A 20,359-nucleotide genomic window follows, 5' to 3' on the forward strand; every position below is an offset into this window, starting at 1 on the left:
GGCCTGACCCAGGCAGCGCGTCAATTAATAAAGCGCAGCAGCCCCTTCAGCGCATGCTCGATGGTCTGCGCGCGCACCGCCTGGCGGTCGCCGGAGAACACCAGGCGCTCGGTATGCACCGTATCGGCATTGGCCCAGCCAAAGCAGACGGTGCCCACCGGCTTGCCCGGCACGGCACCGCTTGGCCCGGCGATGCCGGTCACCGACACCGCCACATGGGCGTTGCTTGAACCCAGCGCGCCCTCCGCCATGGATGCCGCCACTTCTTCGCTGACGGAACCGAATTGCGCCATCATGGCCGCCGGCACGTCCAGCATTTCCGTTTTCGAGGCATTCGAATAGCACACGAAGCCGCAATCGAACCATCCAGTGGAGCCGGCAATGTCCGTGATCGCGGTCGAAATGCCGCCGCCGGTGCACGATTCTGCGGTTGCCAACAGCAAGCCTTTGTCTTGCAGGGCCTTACCCACCTGGGCGGCCAGTTCGTTGAAATCTGTACTCACTTGTGGCTCCTTTAGCAAACAAAAGCATTTGAGCCCATTCTAGCGCGCTGCTGTGCCGATTGACCACGCTGCAGCGCAATAATGTGGCGTCACGACTAACTTGCAAGCCGGGGAAGGCTGATGTGGTGCGGCAAATCAATAAATGCGCCACTGATTTAGGCTCAGCGATAGAATGGCCCAAATCTCCTCTACGCGAGGCACGGTGGTGAGGACTCTCCAAGGAAGACGTCCCGTATTCTGGGTGGCGCTGCTATTGGCTGCGCTCTGGCCGCTGCTCGCCCATGCGCAAGCCAACGCCGGCCTGGAACGCCAGGTCAAAGCGGCTTATCTATACAAATTTGCCGGCTTCGTCGAATGGCCGGAAGGCAGTTTCCCCCGTGCCGACAGCCCGGTGGTGATCGGCGTGGCCGGCGCCGACGCGCTGGCCGACCAGCTGGAACAGACGGTAGCGGGCCACACCGCCAATGGCCGGCCGCTGCAAGTCAAGCGCGTCAAGCGCGGCGACAGCCTGGCGGGCATCCACATGCTCTTTATCGCGTCGCAGGACAAGTCGCTGGCACAGGAGCTCCTTGCCGCCAGCCGCGGCCAGCCGGTGCTGACCGTGACCGATGCCGACGAAACCTATGGCCTGGGCAGCATGATCAACTTCGTCATCGCCGACGAACGCCTGCGCTTTGAAGTCTCGCTCAAGAATGCCACGGCGTCGCGCCTGAAGATCAGCGCCCGCATGCTGTCGGCCGCCTACCGCGTGCAGCAGGTGGCGGGATGAACGCGCGCCGCCGCTCCCTGCCGCAAAAGCTGCTCGGCGTAGTGATGCTGGTCACGCTGGTGTCCCTGCTGGTATCGCTCGGCACCATCATCGCCTACGACCTGCGCGCCTATCACCAGTCGCTGGGTTCGGACATGATCACCCAGGCCGAGCTGCTGGGCCACATGAGCGCCCCGGCGCTGACCTTCGACGACCCGCGCCTGGCCAAGGAAAACCTGGCCCTGCTGCGCCTGCGGCCCAAGGTGAATGCAGGAGCGATCTACAACTCGCGCGGCCAGCTGTTTGCCACCTATGTGGCGCCCGGCCTGGACGTCAGCATACCGAACGCACCGCAAGCCGACGGGGTGGCGTTTGAAGACGGCAAGATGATGCTGTTCCGGCGCATCCGCGACAACGGTGAGCTGCTGGGCACCGTCTACCTGCGGGCCGACTACGAAATCCTGGGCCGCTTCGGCGACTACGTGGCGATCGGCGTCGTCGCTACGCTGCTGGCGATGGGTATCGCCTACCTGCTGATGCGGCCTTTGAACAAGGTGGTCACGCAGCCCGTGCTGGCGATTGCCGACGTGGCGCGCGAAGTGGTGGCCACCGGCGACTATTCGCGCCGTGCGCCCGGCACCAGCAACGACGAGGTGGCGGAACTGGCGGCCGCCTTCAACAAGATGCTGAGCGAAATCGAAAGCCGCACGCGCGACCTGGAGACTTCCAACAGCGAGATCGCGCGTGAGGCGGAGCAGCGCAGCAAGGCGCAGCAGGAAGTCATGCGCCTGAACGAGGAGCTGGAGGAGCGCGTGCATACCCGCACCATGCAGCTGGAGCAGGCCAACCACGAGCTGGCGGGAGCGATGGAGGAGGCCAAGAGCGCCAACCAGGCCAAGTCGGCCTTCCTCTCGTCCATGAGCCATGAGCTGCGCACCCCGCTCAACGCGATCCTCGGTTTCGCGCAAATCCTCACCTCGGAAAAGCTGCCGTCCACCCTGGTGCAAAAGCGCGAGTTCGCCAACCATATCCTGAAGTCCGGCCGCCACCTGCTGACACTGATCAACGAGATCCTCGACCTGGCCAAGATCGAATCGGGCGCGGTGGCGCTGTCGCTGGAGCCGGTCGCGCTGAATGAGATCCTGAAAGAATGCGAGAGCATGGTTGCGCCGCTGGCGAGCGGCCGCGGCATCCGCCTGCTGTTCCCGGACGGCTGCATGGCCAATGTGACGGCGGACCGCACGCGCCTTAAGCAGATCGTGCTGAACTTGCTGTCCAACGCGATCAAGTACAACCGCGACGGCGGCGCCGTCGTGGTCGACTGCAGCCCGAGCGGGGATAAGCTGGTGCGGGTATCGGTGCAGGATACCGGCATGGGCCTCAGGCCGGAGCAGGTCAAGCAGCTGTTCCAGCCCTTCAACCGCCTGGGCCAGGAAAGCGGGGCGGAGGAAGGCACCGGCATCGGCCTGGTGGTGACCAAGCGTTTGGTGGAGCTGATGGGCGGCACCATCGGCGTGACCAGCAGCCAGGGCGTGGGCAGCATGTTCTGGATCGAGCTGGAATCGACCGAACCGATCCCCTCGCGCGTCGACCCCAATGCCGAACGGCCCGCCGAGCACCATCGCCACCAGGAAGGCGAGCCGACCACCGTGCTGTACGTGGAAGACAATCCGGCCAACCTCAAGCTGGTGGAAGAAATCATCAGCTTCCGTCCGGACCTGAAGCTGATTTCGGCGCCCGACGGCCACCTCGGCCTGGAACTGGCGCGCGCCCACCGGCCGGATATCATCCTGATGGACATTAACCTGCCAGGCCTGAACGGCATCGACGCCGTCAAGCTGCTGGCCAACGACCCGCGCACCGTGCATATCCCGGTCATCGCCCTGACCGCCAACGCCATGCCACGCGACGTGGAAAAAGGCTTGGCGGCAGGTTTCTTCCGCTACCTGATCAAGCCGATCAACATCGACGAATTCACGGAAGCGATCAACAGCACCATGGCCTTCCTGGCGCGCAGGGAGGAAGAAGGGAGTACGTCCAAGTGATCAGCCGCGACGATATCCTGAACGCCAACATCCTGATTGTCGATGACCAGCCGGTCAATGTGCAGCTGCTGGAATACCTGCTGCAAACCAGCGGCTATGTCCAGGTCAGCTCCACCACCGATCCGCGCGTGGTGGCGCCCTGGCACGAAGAGCACCGCTACGACCTGATCATCCTCGACCTGCACATGCCGGGCATGAGCGGCTTCGACGTGATGGAGGCGCTCAAGCCGCTGGAGCCGGAATACTTGCCGGTGCTGGTGGTGACGGCGCAGCCGGACCAGAAGCTGTCCGCCCTCGATGCCGGCGCGCGCGATTTCGTCAGCAAGCCTTTCGACCCGGTGGAGGTGCTGACGCGCATCCACAATATGCTGGAAGTGCGCCTGCTGCACAAGCAGGCGCGCGATTACAACGAGGTGCTGGAACAGACGGTGCGCGCGCGCACCGCCGACCTGCAGCGCTTCCGCAGCGCGATGGACGCCACGGCCGACGCCATCTTCCTGATCGACACCAATAACTTGTCGCTGGTGGACGTCAACGAAGGCGCCTGCCGCATGCTCGGCCACCCGCGCGCCCAGCTGCTGGCGCTGGAGCCGGGCCGGCTTGGCCTGGGCGGGCGCGAAGCCTTGTCGGAGCAGGCGGAAAAAGCCGGCGCAGAGGCCGGCGCCAAGACGCAGCAGCACCGCGCGCCCGAACTGACGGAAATGGAACTGCTGCGCGGCGACGGCGCGGCCGTGCCGGTGGAGGTGTACTGGCTGCTGCAGAGCGAAGGCGAGTCGGCGCACCGCACCCTGATCTGTGTGGCGCGCGACATTACCGAGCGCCGCCTGGCGGAAGAACGGCTGCGCCACATGGCGCACTACGACCGCCTGACAGGGCTGCCCAACCGCACCCTGTTCTTCCAGACCCTGGCCGAATCGATCGAACTGGCGCAGGACAAGGAATGGCGCATCGTGGTGCTGTTCATCGGTCTTGACCGCTTCCGCAAGGTCAACGACTCGATGGGCGCTGCCATGGGCGACCAGCTGCTGCACGAATTTTCCAACCGCCTGGTGCAATGCGTGCGCCTGCGCGACACGGTAGGCCGGCTGGGCGGCGACGAGTTCGCGCTGATCCTGACCATGACGCGCGACCAGCAGGATGCGGTGCTGGTGGCAAACGAAGTGCGCGAAGCCCTGCGCTCGCCGTTCGACCTCGATGACCACCAGGCCACGCTGACAGCCTCGATCGGCATTGCCATGTATCCCGACGACGCCAACGATCCGGAAACGCTGGTCAAGTATGCCAACACCGCGATGGAGCGCGCCAAGGAGGCCGGCGGCGACGGCTACCGCTTCTTCACCGCCGGCATGAACGTGCAGGTGCTGGCGCGGCTGGACCTGGAAATGGCGCTGCGCCGCGCCCTCGATAACGGTGAGCTGGAGCTGCACTACCAGCCCAAGGTCAACCTCACCACCGGCCGCATCAGCGGGGCGGAAGCGCTGCTGCGCTGGAATCGTCCCGGCTACGGCCTGGTGTACCCGGCCGAATTCGTCGGCGTGCTGGAAGACACGGGCCTGATCGTGCGGGTCGGCAGCTGGATCATCGATGCGGCCTGCCGCCAGATCGCGGCCTGGCTGCGCACTCCGGTCGGCGGGGTACATGTGGCGGTCAACGTGGCCAGCCGCCAGTTCGTCGAAGGCGACCTGGAAAAAGACGTCAAGGAAGCGCTGGAACGGCACCAGGTGCCGCCCGAGCTGCTGGAGCTGGAGCTGACGGAAACGGCCCTGATGTCGAATGCGGAACGGACGATCCTCGTGCTGTCGGCGCTCAAGGAGCAAGGCATCAAGGTGGCGATCGACGATTTCGGCACCGGCTATTCCTCGCTGGCCTACCTGCAGCGCTTCCCGATCGACAAGCTGAAGATCGATATCGCCTTCGTGCGCGACATCACCACCAATCCCAACGATGCTGCCATCGCGCTGGCCATCATCAGCATGGCGCACAGCCTCAAGCTGCGCGTGATTGCCGAAGGCGTGGAAACGCGCCCGCAGCTGGAGTACCTGCGGCGCAACCGCTGCGACGAGATCCAGGGCTACTTCTTCAGCCGTCCGCTGGCGGCGGCCGAAATGGGCGCGCTGGCCGAATCGGGCAAGAGCCTGCCGCCCGATCCCAACGTGGCCGCAGAACCGCCGCAAACCCTGCTGCTGGTGGACGACGACGTCAACGTGCTGTCCTCACTGCATCGCCTGTTCCGGCGTGACGGCTACCGCATCCTGACGGCCGTGTCGCCGGCCGAAGGCTTTGATTTGCTGGCCCTGTATCCGGTGCAGGTGATCGTCTGCGACCAGCGCATGCCGATTTTGAGCGGCACCGAATTCCTGGCCAAGGTCAAAGAGATGTACCCGGACACGATCCGTATCATCCTCTCCGGCTACACCGGCCTGGAAGCGGTGCTCGATTCGATCAACCGCGGCGCGATCTACCGCTTCTACACCAAGCCGTGGGACGACACCCAGCTGCGCGACAACATCCGCCTCGCCTTCCATCACTACTGGCTGATGCACGGCAGCGGCCGCCGCGCCAGAGAGCCAGGCGAAGACCACACAGCGCTTACCGGATAAAAAAATGCCGCCCACGCGCATTGCGGGGCGGCTTAAGAACATTCACGGGAGAGTGATGTTGGAGACAGGCAGGATAATAGTCGCCGCTTGTTACCACTTCATGACATCACTTGGCCGCCAGCGCCATTTTTTTCGCGAATCCATTTCACGCGGAGCTCGCTCATTGCGGTCTCGCGCGCTGCCAATGCATTCATCGCGCCCATGAACTTGTCGATGGTTGGAGCTCATGGTATTGAGGCAGGTCAGCGGGGCGGCAGGTTGTAGGTGAAGGTGTAGCGGTGCTGGCCGCCGGCGATGTCGATGGTCATCGTGCCTTGCAGGCCGCTCAGCTCGCCCGTGGCGGAGTCGGGGATCACGCTGACGGTCAGTGTTGGCGTGCCCTTGTCCATCAGGCCGAAGTGTTGAAGGAAGAAGGTGCCTTGGCGGCCTTCCAGCGTGGCGCTGACTTGCTCCAGCGCGACGTAGCCGGCGGAACCCTTGACTGCGGTGCCTGCGGCAAGCATTTCGCCGCGGCTGCTGCCTTCCAGCGCTCCGTGGAATGTCTTGGCGATGGATTGACGGCCCCAGGTCTGGCCATCGGCTGGCGCCTGGGGTGTGAGCTTGACGTCGAACGTGCCTTCGATTTGCATCGGTTTATCTCCTGCGTTGGCCGCCGCAGCGGCGAATGCGAATAGTAATGGGATCAGTGTTTTCATGGGAACCATTGTGATAGATTGCGAACCCTCATGATTGGAAAAACGCGACAAGTCGATACGGAGCCGCGCGGCATCCTGGTGCCGCAATTTGCGGCGGGCTCATTCCGCCATGAACGGCTGGCGCCATGCGCCGAGCTGGCGGCGTTCGTTGAGCATTATTGGTTCGTGGGCTGGGATATGCAGGGACATCCCCCGCAACAGCAAGAGACGCTGCCGCACCCGAATGTGCACCTTGTGGTCGAGAACGATACCGACGGCGTGTATGGCGTGCATACGGCGCGCTATACGAAACAGTTGGCGGGGCAGGGCTTTGCATTCGGTGTGAAATTCAGGCCGGGCGGCTTTCGGCCTTTCCTTGGCCGCGCTGTCGCGCAGATTGCCGACCGACGCCTGGCGCTTTGCGAAGTCTTCGGTACTGCGGGCGAGGAGTTAGTGCATCAAGTGCGCCGGGCAACCGAAGCGGCACAGCGCGCAGCGACCGCGGAAGCCTTCTTGCTGGCGAGGCTGCCGAAGCCGGACGCCGACGTGGAGCGCGCTGCGGCGTTGGTGGCGGCGGTAGCGGGTGATCCTGCGCTGCTGACAGTCGATGCGCTGGCTGCGCAGGCGGTGATGGATAAGCGCGCCTTGCAGCGTCTGTTCCAGCAATATGTTGGCGTTGGCGCGAAATGGGTGATCAAGCGCTACCGCATGCATGAAGCAGTGGCGCGCCTGCAGGGCGGCGATAGCGGCTCACTGGCCCAGTTGGCGCTCGACCTGGGCTATTTCGACCAGGCTCATTTCATCAAGGATTTTGCTGCGCTGGTGGGCAAGCCGCCGGGGGAATACTTGCGCCAACTGCATCGCGCCGCAGAACGATAGTCCCGGCCAACCTATCGCCCAGCCGCATGCGGCGCTCGCCCAGGATGAACAGGGCATCGATCATGAAGAAAAAGTGGGTCAGATTGCGGAAAAATGAGGCCCCCAGGGTCATGCGTCGCTCGCCAGGGATACGCACGACGCGCATCTTCATCAGGCGTTTGCCGGCGCTTCCGCCTGGGACGGCGTCGCGCAGCATCATATAAGCCCACCATATGCCGCTGGCGAATGGCTCCGCGGTTGCGTCCATCACTGGTTTGAGCAGCGCCATGAGTGCGCCGAAAGCGAGTGTTGCAAGACCAAAGTCAATCGCAAAAGCCAGTAGGCGGGCACCCTGGCTGGCCATGCGTTTCTGTTGATGGCATTCCTCTTCCTGGCGCGCCGCCTCGCTGGCCAGAACCAGTTCGATCGTTGCAGAGGAAACGCCGCGCGCTGCCAGCACGCGCAGGAGCACTGGTTTGGCGTCGCTGGCAAGGTCCAGCCGCAGGTAGCCCAGGAGTTCTTCGGTGCTGAGGCGTTCGAATCTTTCCCGATACGGCATGGGGTCAGTTGGTGAAATGGTCGAAGCTGGAAAGTTCCAGCGTGAGGGGGGCGCCATCGGCGTCGGTCCAGCGCAGACCGGCTTTGGCTTCGATGCGCCCGATGCGCGTCACCGGCGTACCGCATTCGGCGCCGGCAGCGAGGATGGCCTCGCGGTTGGCGGCCGGCGCGGTGAAGCAGATTTCATAATCGTCGCCGCCGGCGGCGGTGAAGGCGCGGCGCAAGGCGAGCGGCTGGGTGGCCAGGACCGGGCCGGCCGGCAGCGCGTCGGCATTGAGCGTGGCGCCGGCATGGGATTTTTCGAGGATGTGGCCAAGGTCGCCCACCAGGCCATCGGAAATATCGATGGCTGCGTGGGCCAGGCCGCGCTCGGCCAGCATCACGCCCAGCGCCACGCGTGGCGTCGGCGTGTGCATGCGCGTCCCCGCTGCGGCCTGTGCGTCCGCAGGCAGCGTCAGTTCGCCCAGGTAGCCGGCCAGGGCCAGGCGCGCATCGCCCAGCGTGCCTGAAACCCAGATATCGTCGCCGGGACGGGCGGCGCTGCGGCGCAGGGCGCGCCCGGGCGCGACTTCGCCAAACACGGTGATGCAGATGTTCAGCGGGCCCTTGGTGGTGTCGCCGCCAATCAGCTCACAGCCATGCGCGTCGGCCAGCGCGAACAGTCCGCGCGAAAAGCCTTCCAGCCAGGCGCGTTCGGCGGCGGGCAGGGCCAAGGCCAGCGTGAAGGCCACCGGGCGGGCGCCCATGGCGGCGAGATCGGACAGGTTGACGGCCAGGCTTTTGTGGCCGAGGCGCTGGGCGTCTTCGCCAGCAAAGAAGTGACGGCCCTCGACCAGCATGTCGGAAGAAATGGCAGTCTGCATCCCCGGCGACGGGGTCAGCAGGGCGCAGTCGTCGCCGATGCCAAGGGTCGCGCGGCCCGAGGTGGGCCGCACGAAGTACTGTTTGATCAGGTCGAATTCGGAAAGCATCCCGCCATTCTAACGGGGCGGGCCGGCATCGTCCTTATTGATGTTTGTCGCGCAGGTAGACCCAGGTTCCGCCAGAAGCGAGGGCGGCCATGGCCAGCATCACGACCCAGTTGGAGTCTTGCGGAGTGAAAAATAAAGCAGCTGCGCTCAGTGGAAACAGGATGCCGGACAGTCGGGACCAGGAATGCCAGAGTGCGTTGCGCATGGTTTTTCCCTTCGTAAAGTGCCAGTGAATTCAGTTTAGGAACAAAAATGCCATATGTAAAGTTGCTTGCGCCGAATATTCCAATCAAATTCGATTTGGCGCAACAAGATTTTATGGTTTTGTGCCGCAAGTCAGCATTGTCGTCGCTGCGACATTGTATAGCGGCGGAAAATTGCGTTTCCATATGGAATTAACTTGTACCCGGAGAAAATGCCGTCAAAACGCGATTATTCTTAAATGAAAGCCAATTGAAACCGATGAATATTTGGAATTGGTATAAATACCTACGTTAGAGCAAGCCCTCTATCTGCTAAAATCGGAAGCTTTCGGACACAGGATAGAAGGGGCAGTACAGCATGGATTCGGGATCTGACAAGAAAGAAGAACTTCGTCAACAACTTCGCGCCGCCGCGCTGGAATACCACGAGTGCCCAAGGCCCGGCAAGATCAGCGTCTCCCCCACCAAGCAACTGACCAACCAGCGCGACCTGGCGCTGGCCTATTCCCCGGGCGTCGCCGCGCCATGCGAAGAAATCGTGGTCGACCCGGCCAACTCGTACAAATACACTGCGCGCGGCAACCTGGTGGCCGTGATCTCCAACGGCACCGCCGTGCTCGGCCTGGGCAATATCGGCCCGCTGGCTTCCAAGCCGGTGATGGAAGGCAAGGGCGTGCTGTTCAAGAAGTTTGCCGGCATCGACGTCTTCGACATCGAGATCAATGAATCGGACCCGGACAAGCTGGTCGACATCATTGCTTCGCTGGAGCCGACCTTCGGCGGCATCAACCTGGAAGACATCAAGGCGCCTGAGTGCTTCTACATCGAGCGCAAGCTGCGCGAGAAGATGAAGATCCCGGTCTTCCACGACGACCAGCACGGCACCGCCATCATCGTCGGCGCGGCCATCCTGAACGGCCTGAAATACATCGGCAAGGACATCAAGAACGTCAAGCTGGTGGTGTCCGGCGCCGGCGCCGCGGCGCTGGCCTGCCTGGACCTGATCGTCGACCTCGGCTTCCCGATCGAAAACATCATCGTCACCGACCTGGCCGGCGTGGTCTACAAGGGCCGCACCGAGCTGATGGACCCTGACAAGGAACGCTTCGCCAGCGACACCACGGCGCGCACCCTGGCCGACTGTATCGCCGGCGCCGACATCTTCCTCGGCCTGTCCGCAGGCGGCGTGCTGAAGCAGGACATGGTCAAGCAGATGGCGCCTAACCCGCTGATCCTGGCGCTGGCCAACCCGAATCCGGAAATCCTGCCGGAAGACGTGAAAGCCGTGCGCGGCGACGCCATCATCTGCACCGGCCGTTCGGACTATCCGAACCAGGTCAACAACGTGCTGTGCTTCCCGTACATCTTCCGCGGCGCGCTCGACAGCGGCGCCAGCACCATCACCCGCGAAATGGAAATCGCCGTGGTGCACGCGATCGCCGACCTGGCCCACGCCGAGCAGTCGGACATCGTTGCCACCACCTACGGCATCGCCAACCTGGCCTTCGGTCCGGAATACCTGATCCCGATGCCCTTCGATCCGCGCCTGCTGACCAAGATCGCGCCGGCCGTCGCCAAAGCGGCGCAGGATTCCGGCGTCGCCACCCGCCCGATCAAGGACCTGGAAGCCTACGCCGACAGCCTGCAGCAATTCGTCTACCGTTCCGGTACCTTCATGAAGCCGGTGTTCGCGGTAGCCAAGCAGACCCCGGCCGACATGAAACGCATCGTCTACGCGGAGGGCGAAGAAGAGCGCATCCTGCGCGCGGTGCAGGTGGTGGTGGACGAAAAGCTGGCGCGCCCGATCCTGGTCGGCCGCCCGGCCGTGCTGGATGCACGCGTGCAGAAATTCGGCCTGCGCCTGAAGCAGGGCGTGGACTACGACGTGATCAACCCCGATTTCGACGAGCGTTACCGCGAATACTGGAAGGCTTACTACGAGCTGACCGCGCGCAAAGGGGTGACACAGGAATATGCCAAGCTGGAAATGCGCCGCCGCCACTCGCTGATCGGCGCCATGATGATCAAGAAGGGCGATGCCGACGGCATGATCTGCGGCACCTTCGGCACCACCCAGCTGCACCTGCACTACATCGACCAGGTGCTGGGCCGCCGTCCGGGCGCCTGCGTCTACGCGGCGATGAACATCCTGGTGCTGCAGGACCGCCAGCTGGCGCTGGTCGACACCCACGTCAACGAAAACCCGAACGCCAACGAGCTGGCCGCCATCACTATCATGGCCTCGGAAGAGATGAAACGCTTCGGCCTGGTGCCGCGCGCGGCCCTGCTGTCGCACTCGAACTTCGGCTCGTCCAACAGCGAATCGGCGCAGAAGATGCGCGCCGCACTGGACCTGGTGCGCCAGCGCGCGCCGGACCTGGAAGTGGACGGTGAAATGCACGGCGATACCGCGCTTGATTCCAAGCTGCGCCACAAGCTGCTGCCTAGCACCACCCTGAAGCAGGACGCCAACCTGCTGGTGATGCCGAACATCGACGCCGCCAACATCGCCTACAACCTGGTCAAGACCGCCGGCAACGGCATTGCGATCGGCCCGATCCTGCTGGGCTGCGCTGCGCCGGTGCACATCCTGACCCCGTCGGCCACCGTACGCCGCATCGTCAACATGACGGCGCTGTGCGTGGTGGATGCCGTGTCGGAACGCGCGTAAGGAGGCCGGCCATGATGGTCGACCTGCTGCTCGCGGTCGTGCACCACCTGCTGGCCTTCGGCATCGCCGCCGCCATCACCGCCCAGCTGGTGCTGGTGCGGCCCGGCATGCAGCCGCCGGCCGTGCAGCTGGCGGCCAAGTACGATATCGCACTGGGCATCATGTCCGCCTCGCTGGTGGTGATCGGCTTTTCGCGCGTATTTTTCGGCGCCAAAGGCTCGGCGTTCTACATCCACAACCATGTGTTCTGGACCAAGGTGGTGCTGTTCGCCATCATCGGCCTGCTGTCGATCAAGCCGACCCGCGCCTTCCTGCGCTGGCGCAAGGCGCAGGCTGCCGATGCCGCTTTCGCGCCGGGCGAAGAGGAAATCCGTTCCATCCGCAAGACGCTGATGACCGAGATCCACATCTTCGCCCTGCTGCCGATCGCCGCCGCCGCCATGGCGCGCGGCTACGGTTACGCCTGAGCGCTGCGCAGGCCACGCAAGGCGGGGCGCATCTGAGTCAAAAATGTCAACTCTCGGCTTGGAATGACATTTTCGGCACCAGGCGAGCCGGTTATTCATTGGTTCCACGCCACAATTCGATTGTCCGTTATAGCATTTATAATTTCTTCACGGTAAAATTCTGCAGTTTTCTGCTTATTTTCTGAGCAGTGGCTTTGGATGAATTAATAACTGGAAGGAAGTTGTCATGGGGCAGCAATCCGCCGTGATTATCGGCGCCGGTCCCGCAGGCCTGACTGCGGCGCTGGAATTGATCCGCACTACCAAGGTCCGCCCCATCGTGCTGGAGGCGAGCAATGAGGTGGGCGGTATTTCCCGTACCGTTTGCCACAACGGCAATCGCATGGACCTGGGCGGCCACCGCTTCTTTTCCAAGTCGGACTGGGTCATGAACTGGTGGCAGGAAATCCTGCCGATCGACGCCGCGGCCAATGCCTCGCTCGACCTGACCTACCAGAACAAGAAAACTTCGGTGCAAGTGGCCGGCAATGCGCTGGAAAGCGATGACGACCGGCGCATGCTGGTGCGTTCGCGCCTGTCGCGTATTTTCTTCCTGCGCCGCTTCTTCGATTACCCGATCAAGATGAACGCTTCCACCGCCAGCAAGCTGGGCTTGTGGCGGCTGACCAAGGTGGCGGTCACCTACGGCTGGATCATGCTGTTCCCGCGCCGTCCGGAAAAGAACCTGGAAGACTTCATGATCAACCGCTTCGGTCGCGAGTTGTATGAAACCTTCTTCAAGGATTACACCCACAAGGTGTGGGGCATCCCATGCGACCAGATCAGCGCCGACTGGGGCGCGCAGCGCATCAAGGGCCTGAACATCAGCAAGGCGCTGTGGCACGCGGTCAAGCAAGTCTTCAAGAGCAAGGGCGGCGTATCGCAGAAGGGCACCGAGACCAGCCTGATCGAACAATTCCTGTACCCGAAATTCGGCCCCGGCCAGATGTGGCAGGAAGTGGCGCGCATGGTCACCGAGGCCGGCGGCGAAATCCGCTACAACCAGGATGTGACCAATGTCGAAACCAGGGACGGCAAGGCGGTAGCTGTGAGCGGCACCGACAAAACCACCGGCGAGAAGTTCCGCCTGGAGTGCGACTACGCGGTATCGACCATGCCGGTGCGCGAACTGGTCAAGGGCATGAACGACGTCCCGGCCGACGTACGCAAGGTGGCCGACGGCCTGATGTACCGCGACTTCCTGACCGTTGGCCTGCTGGTGAAGAAATCCGACGTGCTCAACACCGATGGCCAGGCGCTGCCGGACAATTGGATCTACATCCAGGAAAAAGACGTGCGCATCGGCCGCCTGCAGATCTTCAACAACTGGAGCCCGCACCTGGTCAAGGACGAGGATACGATGTGGATGGGTCTGGAGTACTTCTGCAATGAAGACGACGACCTGTGGCGGATGAATGATGCCGAGCTGATCAAGTTCGGCGCCGGCGAGCTGGCCAAGATCGGCATGCTGAACAACACCAACGTGCTGGACGGCACCGTGGTGCGCGTGCCGAAGGCCTACCCGGCGTACTTCGGTTCCTACGACCAGTTTGACGTGGTGCGGCGCTACACCGACACCATCGGCAACCTGTTCCTGGTGGGCCGGAATGGCATGCACCGCTACAACAACCAGGACCACTCGATGCTGACCGCCAAGCTGGCGGTGGAAGCGATCGCCTCCGGCGCCGTGTCCAAAGACCCGCTGTGGGACGTCAACATCGACGACGAGTACCACGAAGAGAAGAAAGCGGCATAAGCCGCCAACGCAGGAAGGACAATATGTTCAGCAAGCTATTGGGCAAAAAGCATTCCTCGGACGGCCTGGTGCAGTTCATCCGCTACGTATTCGTGGGCGGGGCGGCGTTCGTGGTCGATTTTGGCGCGCTGTACCTGCTGGCTCATGTGATCGGCCTGCATTACCTGACAGCGGCCTGCCTGTCCTATCTGCTGGGCATGATGGTGAATTACATGATTTCCGTGCGCTGGGTGTTTGACTTCCGCCGCGTCAGCCAGTGGGAGCGCGAGTTCGCCATCTTCTTCCTGATCGGCATTGCCGGCCTGATTCTGAACGGCCTGGCCATCAGCTTGCTGGTGGAAATGCTGCACACGCCATACCTCGCGGCCAAGCTGGTGGCGGCCGCTGCCATCCTGATGTTCAACTTTGGCGCGCGCAAAGTGCTGCTGTTCTCAGCGGACCGCGCTCGCGCATGACAATGCTGGCGGGCTGGAAATGGGACCGGCGTACCGTGCCGGCGCTGCTGGTGCTGGCGGCGCTGTGGCTGCTGTGCCATCCCTGGGAGGGTCTGTGGCATGACAGCCGCCTGTATGCGCTGCAGGCGCTGCAGCGCCTTCACCCGGACCAGTTCCGGCGCGACCTGTTCCTGGTGTACGGCTCGCAGGACGCCTTCACCCTGTTCAGCCCGATTTACGCGGCGCTGATCAGCGCCTTTGGCCTCGATACTGCCGCCTTGCTGGTACAGGAAACGGGCAATCTGCTGTGGCTGGGCAGCGCGGCCTTCCTGGTGGCAGCCTTCCAGCGCGGCCTGGGCTTCTGGCTGACCCTGGCGCTACTCGTGGCCCTGCCGTCGGACTACGGGCCGACCATGACCACCTTCAACCTGGCCGAGACCTTCCCCACGCCGCGCATCTTCGCCGAGGCGCTGGGCATGCTGGCCATGGGCTGCGCCGTACGCGGCCGCTGGCCATGGGGCGTACCTGCGCTGGTGCTGGCGCTGCTGCTGCATCCGCTGATGGCGGCCGGCGTCGGCTTGTTCGGCGTGCTGTTCCTGGCCGAGGGCAAGCAACGCATGCGCTTGACCGCGGTGGCGGTGGTGCTTATAAGCGTCGTGCTGGCCGGCGCCGCGCTGCTGGGCATTGCACCGTTTGACCGCCTCCTGCGGACCATGGACGATACCTGGTACGCCCACGTGCTGGCGACGACCTCCGGCGTGGCCTGGGATGGCTGGGTTTTTGGCGCCTGGGCCAGCCGCGCTGCAGTCGCCTTCAGCCCGGTACTGGCGGCTGCCTGGCTGGGACAGGGCGCGCGTGCCCGTTTCTTCGGCTGCGTAGCGCTGACTGGGGCGGCTGGCCTCCTGGCGTGCTGGGTCGGCACCGGCCTCACGCACAACCTGCTGATGCTGCAGGCACAACCCTGGCGCGTCATGTGGATTGTGCAGATGGCCTCAGCCATTGCCCTGGCTTGCCTGTGGCAGCAATTCTGGCATCGCGGACGGCTGTTCCGCGCGCTGCTGCTGGCTTTATGCGTGGCGATCCTGACGCGCAATACCTTTGGTGGCCTGCTGGGCCTGGCAGCAGCTGGCTTGCTCTGCCACCAGGGCAGCCAGGCCCGGCCATGGGAACTGTCGCCGCGCCACTATCGCCTGGCCTTGGCGTTTCTGGCAGTGTTGGCAAGTGCACTATTGCGTGAGATTGCCGGCGGGCCGGCGTGGACCGGCATCTGGCAGAATGATATTCCGATCGCCACCTTCGACACCCTGTGGCTGTGGATCTGGCTCAAGCGCGGCGTGGCCGCTCTGCTGGGCGTTGGCCTGCTGATCCAGGTATGGCGCTGGAGCGGCCGCGGCCGGCAGGCAGCGGCCTATTCGCTGGCGTTCGCCTGCCTGGCTGTCAGCGCGGCCGTGGCCATCGAGCGCGCCAATGCTGCGGCTTGGCTGCCGCCAAAGACTGAGCAGGCGGTGCGGGCCAACTTCCTTCCTTTGATCCCGCCGCAAGCGACCGTGTACTGGGAAGACGAGCTGCGTTATACCTGGTTCGTGCTGGGCCGCTCCAGCTATGGCAGCAACCCGCAGATGGCGGGCGCCGTGTTCAATCGCGGCACAGCGCTCGAAGGCAGGAAGCGGCTGGCGCGCCTTGAGCAGTTGGGCATGGCGGACGGCATCCGCAAGCGCACCCGCCTCGAAAACTCGGAAGCCATCAACCGACTGCCGCCGACGACCGTTGCCGGCCTGGCCATCGCCTGCGCCGACCCGGAACTGGACTTTGTGGTGCTGAGCCGCAAGCTGGGCCCGTCCGTGGTTGCCAGCGCTATTGGCGGTGGCAACGCCTTTTACCTGCATGACTGTTCCTTGTTGCGCCCGCAACGGGAAGGGCGGTGAATCCGCCGGGCCTGCTGCGCCAGTTCCTGCGCTACGGCGCGGCTGGCGCCCTGGCATTCGGCATTGACCTGGCCGCGCTCTACCTGCTGCTCGCGTATGCCGGCCTGCACTACCTGCTGGCGGCGGCCATTGCTTACGCGCTCGGCATCGTGTGCAACTATCAGCTGGCTATCCGCTGGGTGTTTGACTTCCGCCGCCTGCCGCACTGGCAACATGAGTTTGTGCTGTACGTGATGGTCGGGGTGGTGGGCCTGGGCTTGAACTTGCTGGTGATCGGCCTGCTGGTCGATCAGGCGGGTGTGCCGGTGCTGGCAGCCAAAATGGCAGCCAGCGCTGCGATCATGCTGTTCAATTTCGGCGCTCGCAAACTACTGCTGTTTACCTGAGCGCCGCTGCAGCAAGAGCGAAATTGCCTAAATGATCAGCCAAGTGGCAATTTTGGACAATTTTTTTGACACGCTAGGCGCCCCGCCGCACTAGCAACTTAGTTGTAGCATTTATAATTTCCGCGCGGTAAAATCGACAAGTTCTGCCTAATTTCCAGGCAGCAACTTTCAATATTTAAATTACTTCAAGGAAGTTGTAATGGGGCAGCAATACGCCGAGATGAGCGGCGCAGGTCCTGCAGGCCTGACGCGTATCACGAAGAGAAAAAGGTAGCCTGATGTCATTGTCAAGCAACCGCGGCCGCAGTCATGAAGAATTGACTCGTGTTGAGTATGGCCCATCGAACATTGACGCGCCGGCAGCGCCACTGCAGCTGGCGCCGCGCTGGAGCGCGCGCCAGAGCCTGATGCTACTGGCGGTGATTGCCATCTGGCTATATGCCCGTCCTTGGGCCGGCATCTGGCATGACGGCCGGCTGTACGCGGCGCAAGCCTTGCACATGATGCATCCTGAGCAGTTCAAGAACGATCTGTACTTCCTGTTCGGCTCGCAGGACCAGTTCACCCTGTTCAGCCCCCTGTACAGCATTTTCATCCAGGCCCTGGGCCTGGAAGCGGGCTCGCATCTGCTGCATACCCTGGGCAGCGCACTATGGCTGGCGGCGGCCTATTATTTGCTGTCGGGCATACTGCGCGGCGCGATGCTGTGGATGGCGCTGGCGTGGCTGCTGCTGTTACCGACCGATTACGACCCGGTCAGAACGCTCTCCCTGGCGGAGTCATACCTGACACCGCGCATTTTTGCCGAGGCGCTGGGCATATTTGCGATCGCCTGCTTGCTGCGCGGTAAACGGCGCTGGCTGGCGCTGCTATTGCCCCTGTCGATGGTCCTCCATCCTTTGATGGCGCAGGGGCCTTTGCTGTTCGGGGTTCTCTACCTGGGCAGCGAGCACCCGCGCCGCGCGGCGCCGCTGCTGGCGGCGAGCCTGCTGGCGGTAGGCGCCGGCGCCGCGCTGGGTTTCTTGCCATTGCAGCGCTTGTGGCAAACGATGGACCCGCAGTGGTACGCCGAAGTTACCGGCATGGCGAGCCGGGGCTTTACTGATCTGGCCAGCCGCGCAGCCGTCGACTTCAGCCTGGTGCTGACGGCAGCCTGGCTGTCGACGGGCTGGCGCGCACGTTTCTATTATTGCGCTGCGCTGACGGGCGCCCTGGGCTTGCTCGCCAATTGGCTCGGCACTTCGGTCTACCATAACATTCTATTGATGCAGATCCAGGCGGGGCGCACATGCTGGCTGGTGCAATTGGCGTCCGTGATTGCCATGGTCTCGCTGCTTGCTGCGTTCTGGCATCGGGGCCGCGTGTTCCAGGTCGTGCTGTCAGCCTGCGTGCTGGGCTTTTTTGCGCGCGACACCTATGGCGGCATGATCACACTGCTGGCTTGCGCCATCCTGTGCTGGCAAGCCAGCCTGCCGGCGCCATCGCAAATGCCAAACCGCATGTATGGCTTCGCATGCTGCCTGTTGCTGGCGGTGTTTTCCATCTGGGTGGCGGAGGTCGATGCACAGTCCACGCTCCCGCTGAGCGTACGCTACTGGAATTATGGCGCCGATCTCGACGACCCCATGCAATGGGCGGTGACCTTGCTGCGCCTGGGTGGCAACGCCTTGCTGGGCATGGCGCTGATATTAGGCATTTGGCGTGTCGCTGGGCGCGGCAAGCCGGGCGCGTGGTTGATGGCAGGCGGGATCGTGGGGCTGGCGCTGGCCGGCGCGCTTTGGTTGCGGCAGGCCAATGCCAGCAATGAGCAGCTCCAGCTTTCTGCAGCGGGCGTGCGGGCTGTGCAGACAGCATTCGTGCCTTTGATTCCAACGCAAGCAACGGTGTACTGGGAAAACGAATTGCGTGCCAGCTGGTTTGTGCTGGGCCGTTCGAGCTATGCTTCGAGGCCGCAGACTTACGGCATGATCTTCAATCGCGGCACCACGATAGAAGGCATGCGCCGGCTGCGCCGCCTCAGGCGCATGGGTGCACACGATGTAGTCTGGAAAAAGAACGGCCAGGATGATCAGGAATTCCTTGCTGAGCTAAGGCCACCTAATGCCGCTGACCTGGCCTATGTCTGCGAAGACGTCGCGCTGAATTTCGTTGTGCTGTCGGAAAAGCTGGGGACCCTGGCGGTGGCCGAGGCCGACGATCCGGCCTTCGGGCGCCGCTATTTCCTGTATGACTGTGCTCGCTTGCGAGCCAATGTCGCATCGCACTGAGCGTCCACCAAGTGTAGCGCATCGGGAGCCAGGCGCGGTGAGCAGCGGCGGGGCCTGGCCGCGGTAAAGATTTTTCATCTTGCCCTGACAGTTCGGATGCATCAGATATGGCGCACCGTCGGCGGCCACAATCGCCTTGTATTCGCCCCTGCTCCTGCTTAAATGTTTAGGTGTGACTGAAAGTCGAGCATGCTGATCGAACGCGAAGCACCTCTGCAACGATTGCGCGAAATGGCCAGGCAGGCAGCAGCAGGGCAGGGTGGGATTGCGCTGGTGATTGGCGAAGCGGGCATAGGGAAATCGTATTTGCTGAAGGAGTTCGCGGCGGGCCTCGGTGCCGGCTATCAAGTGCTGCAAGGCGGCTGTGAAGACTTGTTCACACCGCGCGCGCTGGGCCCCTTGCGCGATATGGCGCCGCGCCTCGGCAGCGAATTTGCCGGCTTGCTTGACGGCGCGGGAAGCGAACGCCTCTTCCCTAAACTGCTGGCCTGGCTGGCCGGCGCCCGGTCCGCCACGGTACTGCTGGTGGAGGACGTGCATTGGGCCGACCAGGCCACACTCGACCTGCTCAAATACCTGGCGCGGCGCGTGGCCGGCATGCGCGTGCTGCTGCTGGCCAGCGTGCGCAGCGACGAGCTGATGGCCGGCCACGCTTTCTGGCGCTGGGTCGGCGACCTGCCGCCGGCCAGCACCCAGCGCATCGCCCTGTCGGCCTTGTCGCCGCAAGCGGTAGCACGGCTTGCTACAGCAGCCGGACGTGATTCGGATGAACTGTATCGCATCACTTCCGGCAATCCTTTCTTCGTCACCGAATTGCTGGCCGCTGCCGACGGCTGCGCCAGCCTGCCGCTGTCCGTGCGCGACGCGGTGTGGACGCGCGTGGCGCGCCTCGACGAAGAAGAGCGCGCCCTGCTGGAAATTCTCAGCTTGAGTCCCGTGCCCTGTGAAGACTGGTTATTGTCCGGCGTGCTGGGTCCGCAGGCGATGGCTGCCTGCGACCGCTGCACCGGGCGCGGCCTGCTGGTGGCGACGGCAGCCGGCCACTTCATGTTCCGCCATGAACTGGCGCGGCTGGCGGTAGCGAGCCAGATTGCCCCGGCGCGCCTGCGCGAACTGCATGACCGTGTCAGCGATGTGCTCGGATCGGCGCAGCGCCCGGTGGAACTGGCGCGCCTGGTGCACCATGCGGCGGCGGCGCGCGACCCGATCCGCGTGCTGCGCCTGGCGCCGCGCGCCAGGCGCAGCACGCGGATC

The 20,359-nt window shown here is 63.5% G+C and carries 17 protein-coding genes; 12 read left to right on the forward strand and 5 right to left on the reverse strand.

All coding sequences use genetic code 11. The features are described 5' to 3' along the window. Window positions 1–20 precede the first annotated feature (20 nt). The gene (locus GM658_RS14370; RefSeq protein ID WP_170298801.1) at window positions 21–503 is read right to left on the reverse strand and encodes a CinA family protein; all 483 of its coding nucleotides are present in this window, start codon (window positions 501–503) and stop codon (window positions 21–23) included. 205 nt (window positions 504–708) lie between these two features. Between GM658_RS14370 and GM658_RS14375 the strand changes: the two genes are divergently transcribed. Genes GM658_RS14375 through GM658_RS14385 form a run of 3 tightly spaced genes read left to right on the forward strand, consistent with a single transcriptional unit; the run spans window position 709 to window position 5,896 of the window. After that, the gene (locus GM658_RS14375; protein WP_170298802.1) at window positions 709–1,272 is read left to right on the forward strand and encodes a TOL_0243 family YfiR-like periplasmic protein; all 564 of its coding nucleotides are present in this window, start codon (window positions 709–711) and stop codon (window positions 1,270–1,272) included. Then, on the forward strand, window positions 1,269–3,296 hold the full coding sequence (locus tag GM658_RS14380) for a sensor histidine kinase, YfiR-like protein-associated (RefSeq protein WP_155454737.1): 2,028 nt from the start codon (window positions 1,269–1,271) through the stop codon (window positions 3,294–3,296). Before GM658_RS14375 ends, GM658_RS14380 begins: the two co-directional genes overlap by 4 nt. Next, window positions 3,293–5,896 carry an EAL domain-containing protein gene (locus GM658_RS14385; protein WP_170298803.1) on the forward strand — a complete coding sequence of 868 codons (2,604 nt, stop codon included), beginning with the start codon at window positions 3,293–3,295 and terminating at the stop codon, window positions 5,894–5,896. The genes GM658_RS14380 and GM658_RS14385 overlap by 4 nt, the downstream gene beginning before the upstream one ends. A 242-nt stretch (window positions 5,897–6,138) precedes the next feature. Here the strand turns inward: GM658_RS14385 and GM658_RS14390 are convergent, their stop codons facing one another. Further along, window positions 6,139–6,591: a DUF3224 domain-containing protein gene (locus GM658_RS14390; RefSeq protein WP_229416903.1), complete on the reverse strand. Its 453-nt coding sequence runs from the start codon at window positions 6,589–6,591 to the stop codon at window positions 6,139–6,141. Window positions 6,592–6,621: 30 nt separating this feature from the next. On the opposite strand from GM658_RS14390, the gene GM658_RS14395 reads away from it, so the two are divergent. Then, window positions 6,622–7,449 (forward strand): helix-turn-helix domain-containing protein, encoded by an 828-nt coding sequence (locus GM658_RS14395; RefSeq protein WP_155454738.1) that lies wholly within the window; start codon window positions 6,622–6,624, stop codon window positions 7,447–7,449. Here GM658_RS14395 and GM658_RS14400 read toward each other — a convergent pair. From GM658_RS14400 to GM658_RS14410, 3 genes are read right to left on the reverse strand one after another with little or no spacing between them, the layout of a single operon-like run. Beyond that, window positions 7,373–7,987: an RDD family protein gene (locus tag GM658_RS14400; RefSeq protein ID WP_170298804.1), complete on the reverse strand. Its 615-nt coding sequence runs from the start codon at window positions 7,985–7,987 to the stop codon at window positions 7,373–7,375. The genes GM658_RS14395 and GM658_RS14400 overlap by 77 nt on opposite strands. 4 nt (window positions 7,988–7,991) lie before the next feature. Further along, the gene (gene thiL / locus GM658_RS14405) at window positions 7,992–8,957 is read right to left on the reverse strand and encodes a thiamine-phosphate kinase (protein ID WP_155454740.1); all 966 of its coding nucleotides are present in this window, start codon (window positions 8,955–8,957) and stop codon (window positions 7,992–7,994) included. A 34-nt stretch (window positions 8,958–8,991) separates the two neighbouring features. After that, window positions 8,992–9,162, reverse strand: coding sequence for a hypothetical protein (locus GM658_RS14410; protein WP_155454741.1), 171 nt, complete (start codon window positions 9,160–9,162; stop codon window positions 8,992–8,994). Window positions 9,163–9,518: 356 nt separating this feature from the next. On the opposite strand from GM658_RS14410, the gene GM658_RS14415 reads away from it, so the two are divergent. From GM658_RS14415 to GM658_RS14450, 8 genes are all read left to right on the forward strand, one after another. Then, window positions 9,519–11,831: an NADP-dependent malic enzyme gene (locus GM658_RS14415; protein WP_155454742.1), complete on the forward strand. Its 2,313-nt coding sequence runs from the start codon at window positions 9,519–9,521 to the stop codon at window positions 11,829–11,831. Window positions 11,832–11,842: 11 nt separating this feature from the next. Beyond that, complete coding sequence (locus GM658_RS14420; RefSeq protein ID WP_211841865.1) at window positions 11,843–12,298, forward strand: DUF2214 family protein; 456 nt, start codon at window positions 11,843–11,845, stop codon at window positions 12,296–12,298. 226 nt (window positions 12,299–12,524) lie between these two features. Beyond that, entirely contained in the window at window positions 12,525–14,093 is a 1,569-nt protein-coding gene (locus tag GM658_RS14425; protein ID WP_155454743.1) for an NAD(P)/FAD-dependent oxidoreductase, read from the forward strand. A gap of 23 nt (window positions 14,094–14,116) precedes the next feature. Beyond that, a complete protein-coding gene (locus tag GM658_RS14430; RefSeq protein WP_155454744.1) occupies window positions 14,117–14,548 on the forward strand; it encodes a GtrA family protein in 432 nt (143 codons plus the stop codon). Beyond that, window positions 14,545–16,452, forward strand: a complete 1,908-nt coding sequence (locus tag GM658_RS14435; RefSeq protein ID WP_155454745.1) for a hypothetical protein — start codon at window positions 14,545–14,547, stop codon at window positions 16,450–16,452. Before GM658_RS14430 ends, GM658_RS14435 begins: the two co-directional genes overlap by 4 nt. Beyond that, window positions 16,449–16,838 (forward strand): GtrA family protein, encoded by a 390-nt coding sequence (locus GM658_RS14440; RefSeq protein ID WP_170298805.1) that lies wholly within the window; start codon window positions 16,449–16,451, stop codon window positions 16,836–16,838. Before GM658_RS14435 ends, GM658_RS14440 begins: the two co-directional genes overlap by 4 nt. A gap of 278 nt (window positions 16,839–17,116) precedes the next feature. Further along, on the forward strand, window positions 17,117–19,105 hold the full coding sequence (locus GM658_RS14445; RefSeq protein WP_155454747.1) for a hypothetical protein: 1,989 nt from the start codon (window positions 17,117–17,119) through the stop codon (window positions 19,103–19,105). A 189-nt stretch (window positions 19,106–19,294) separates the two neighbouring features. Then, a partial coding sequence (locus tag GM658_RS14450; protein ID WP_155454748.1) for an AAA family ATPase occupies window positions 19,295–20,359 on the forward strand: 1,065 nt, incomplete at its 3' end.

This window comes from Massilia eburnea (genome assembly GCF_009720745.1).
In the GTDB taxonomy this organism is placed as follows: domain Bacteria; phylum Pseudomonadota; class Gammaproteobacteria; order Burkholderiales; family Burkholderiaceae_D; genus Rugamonas; species Rugamonas eburnea.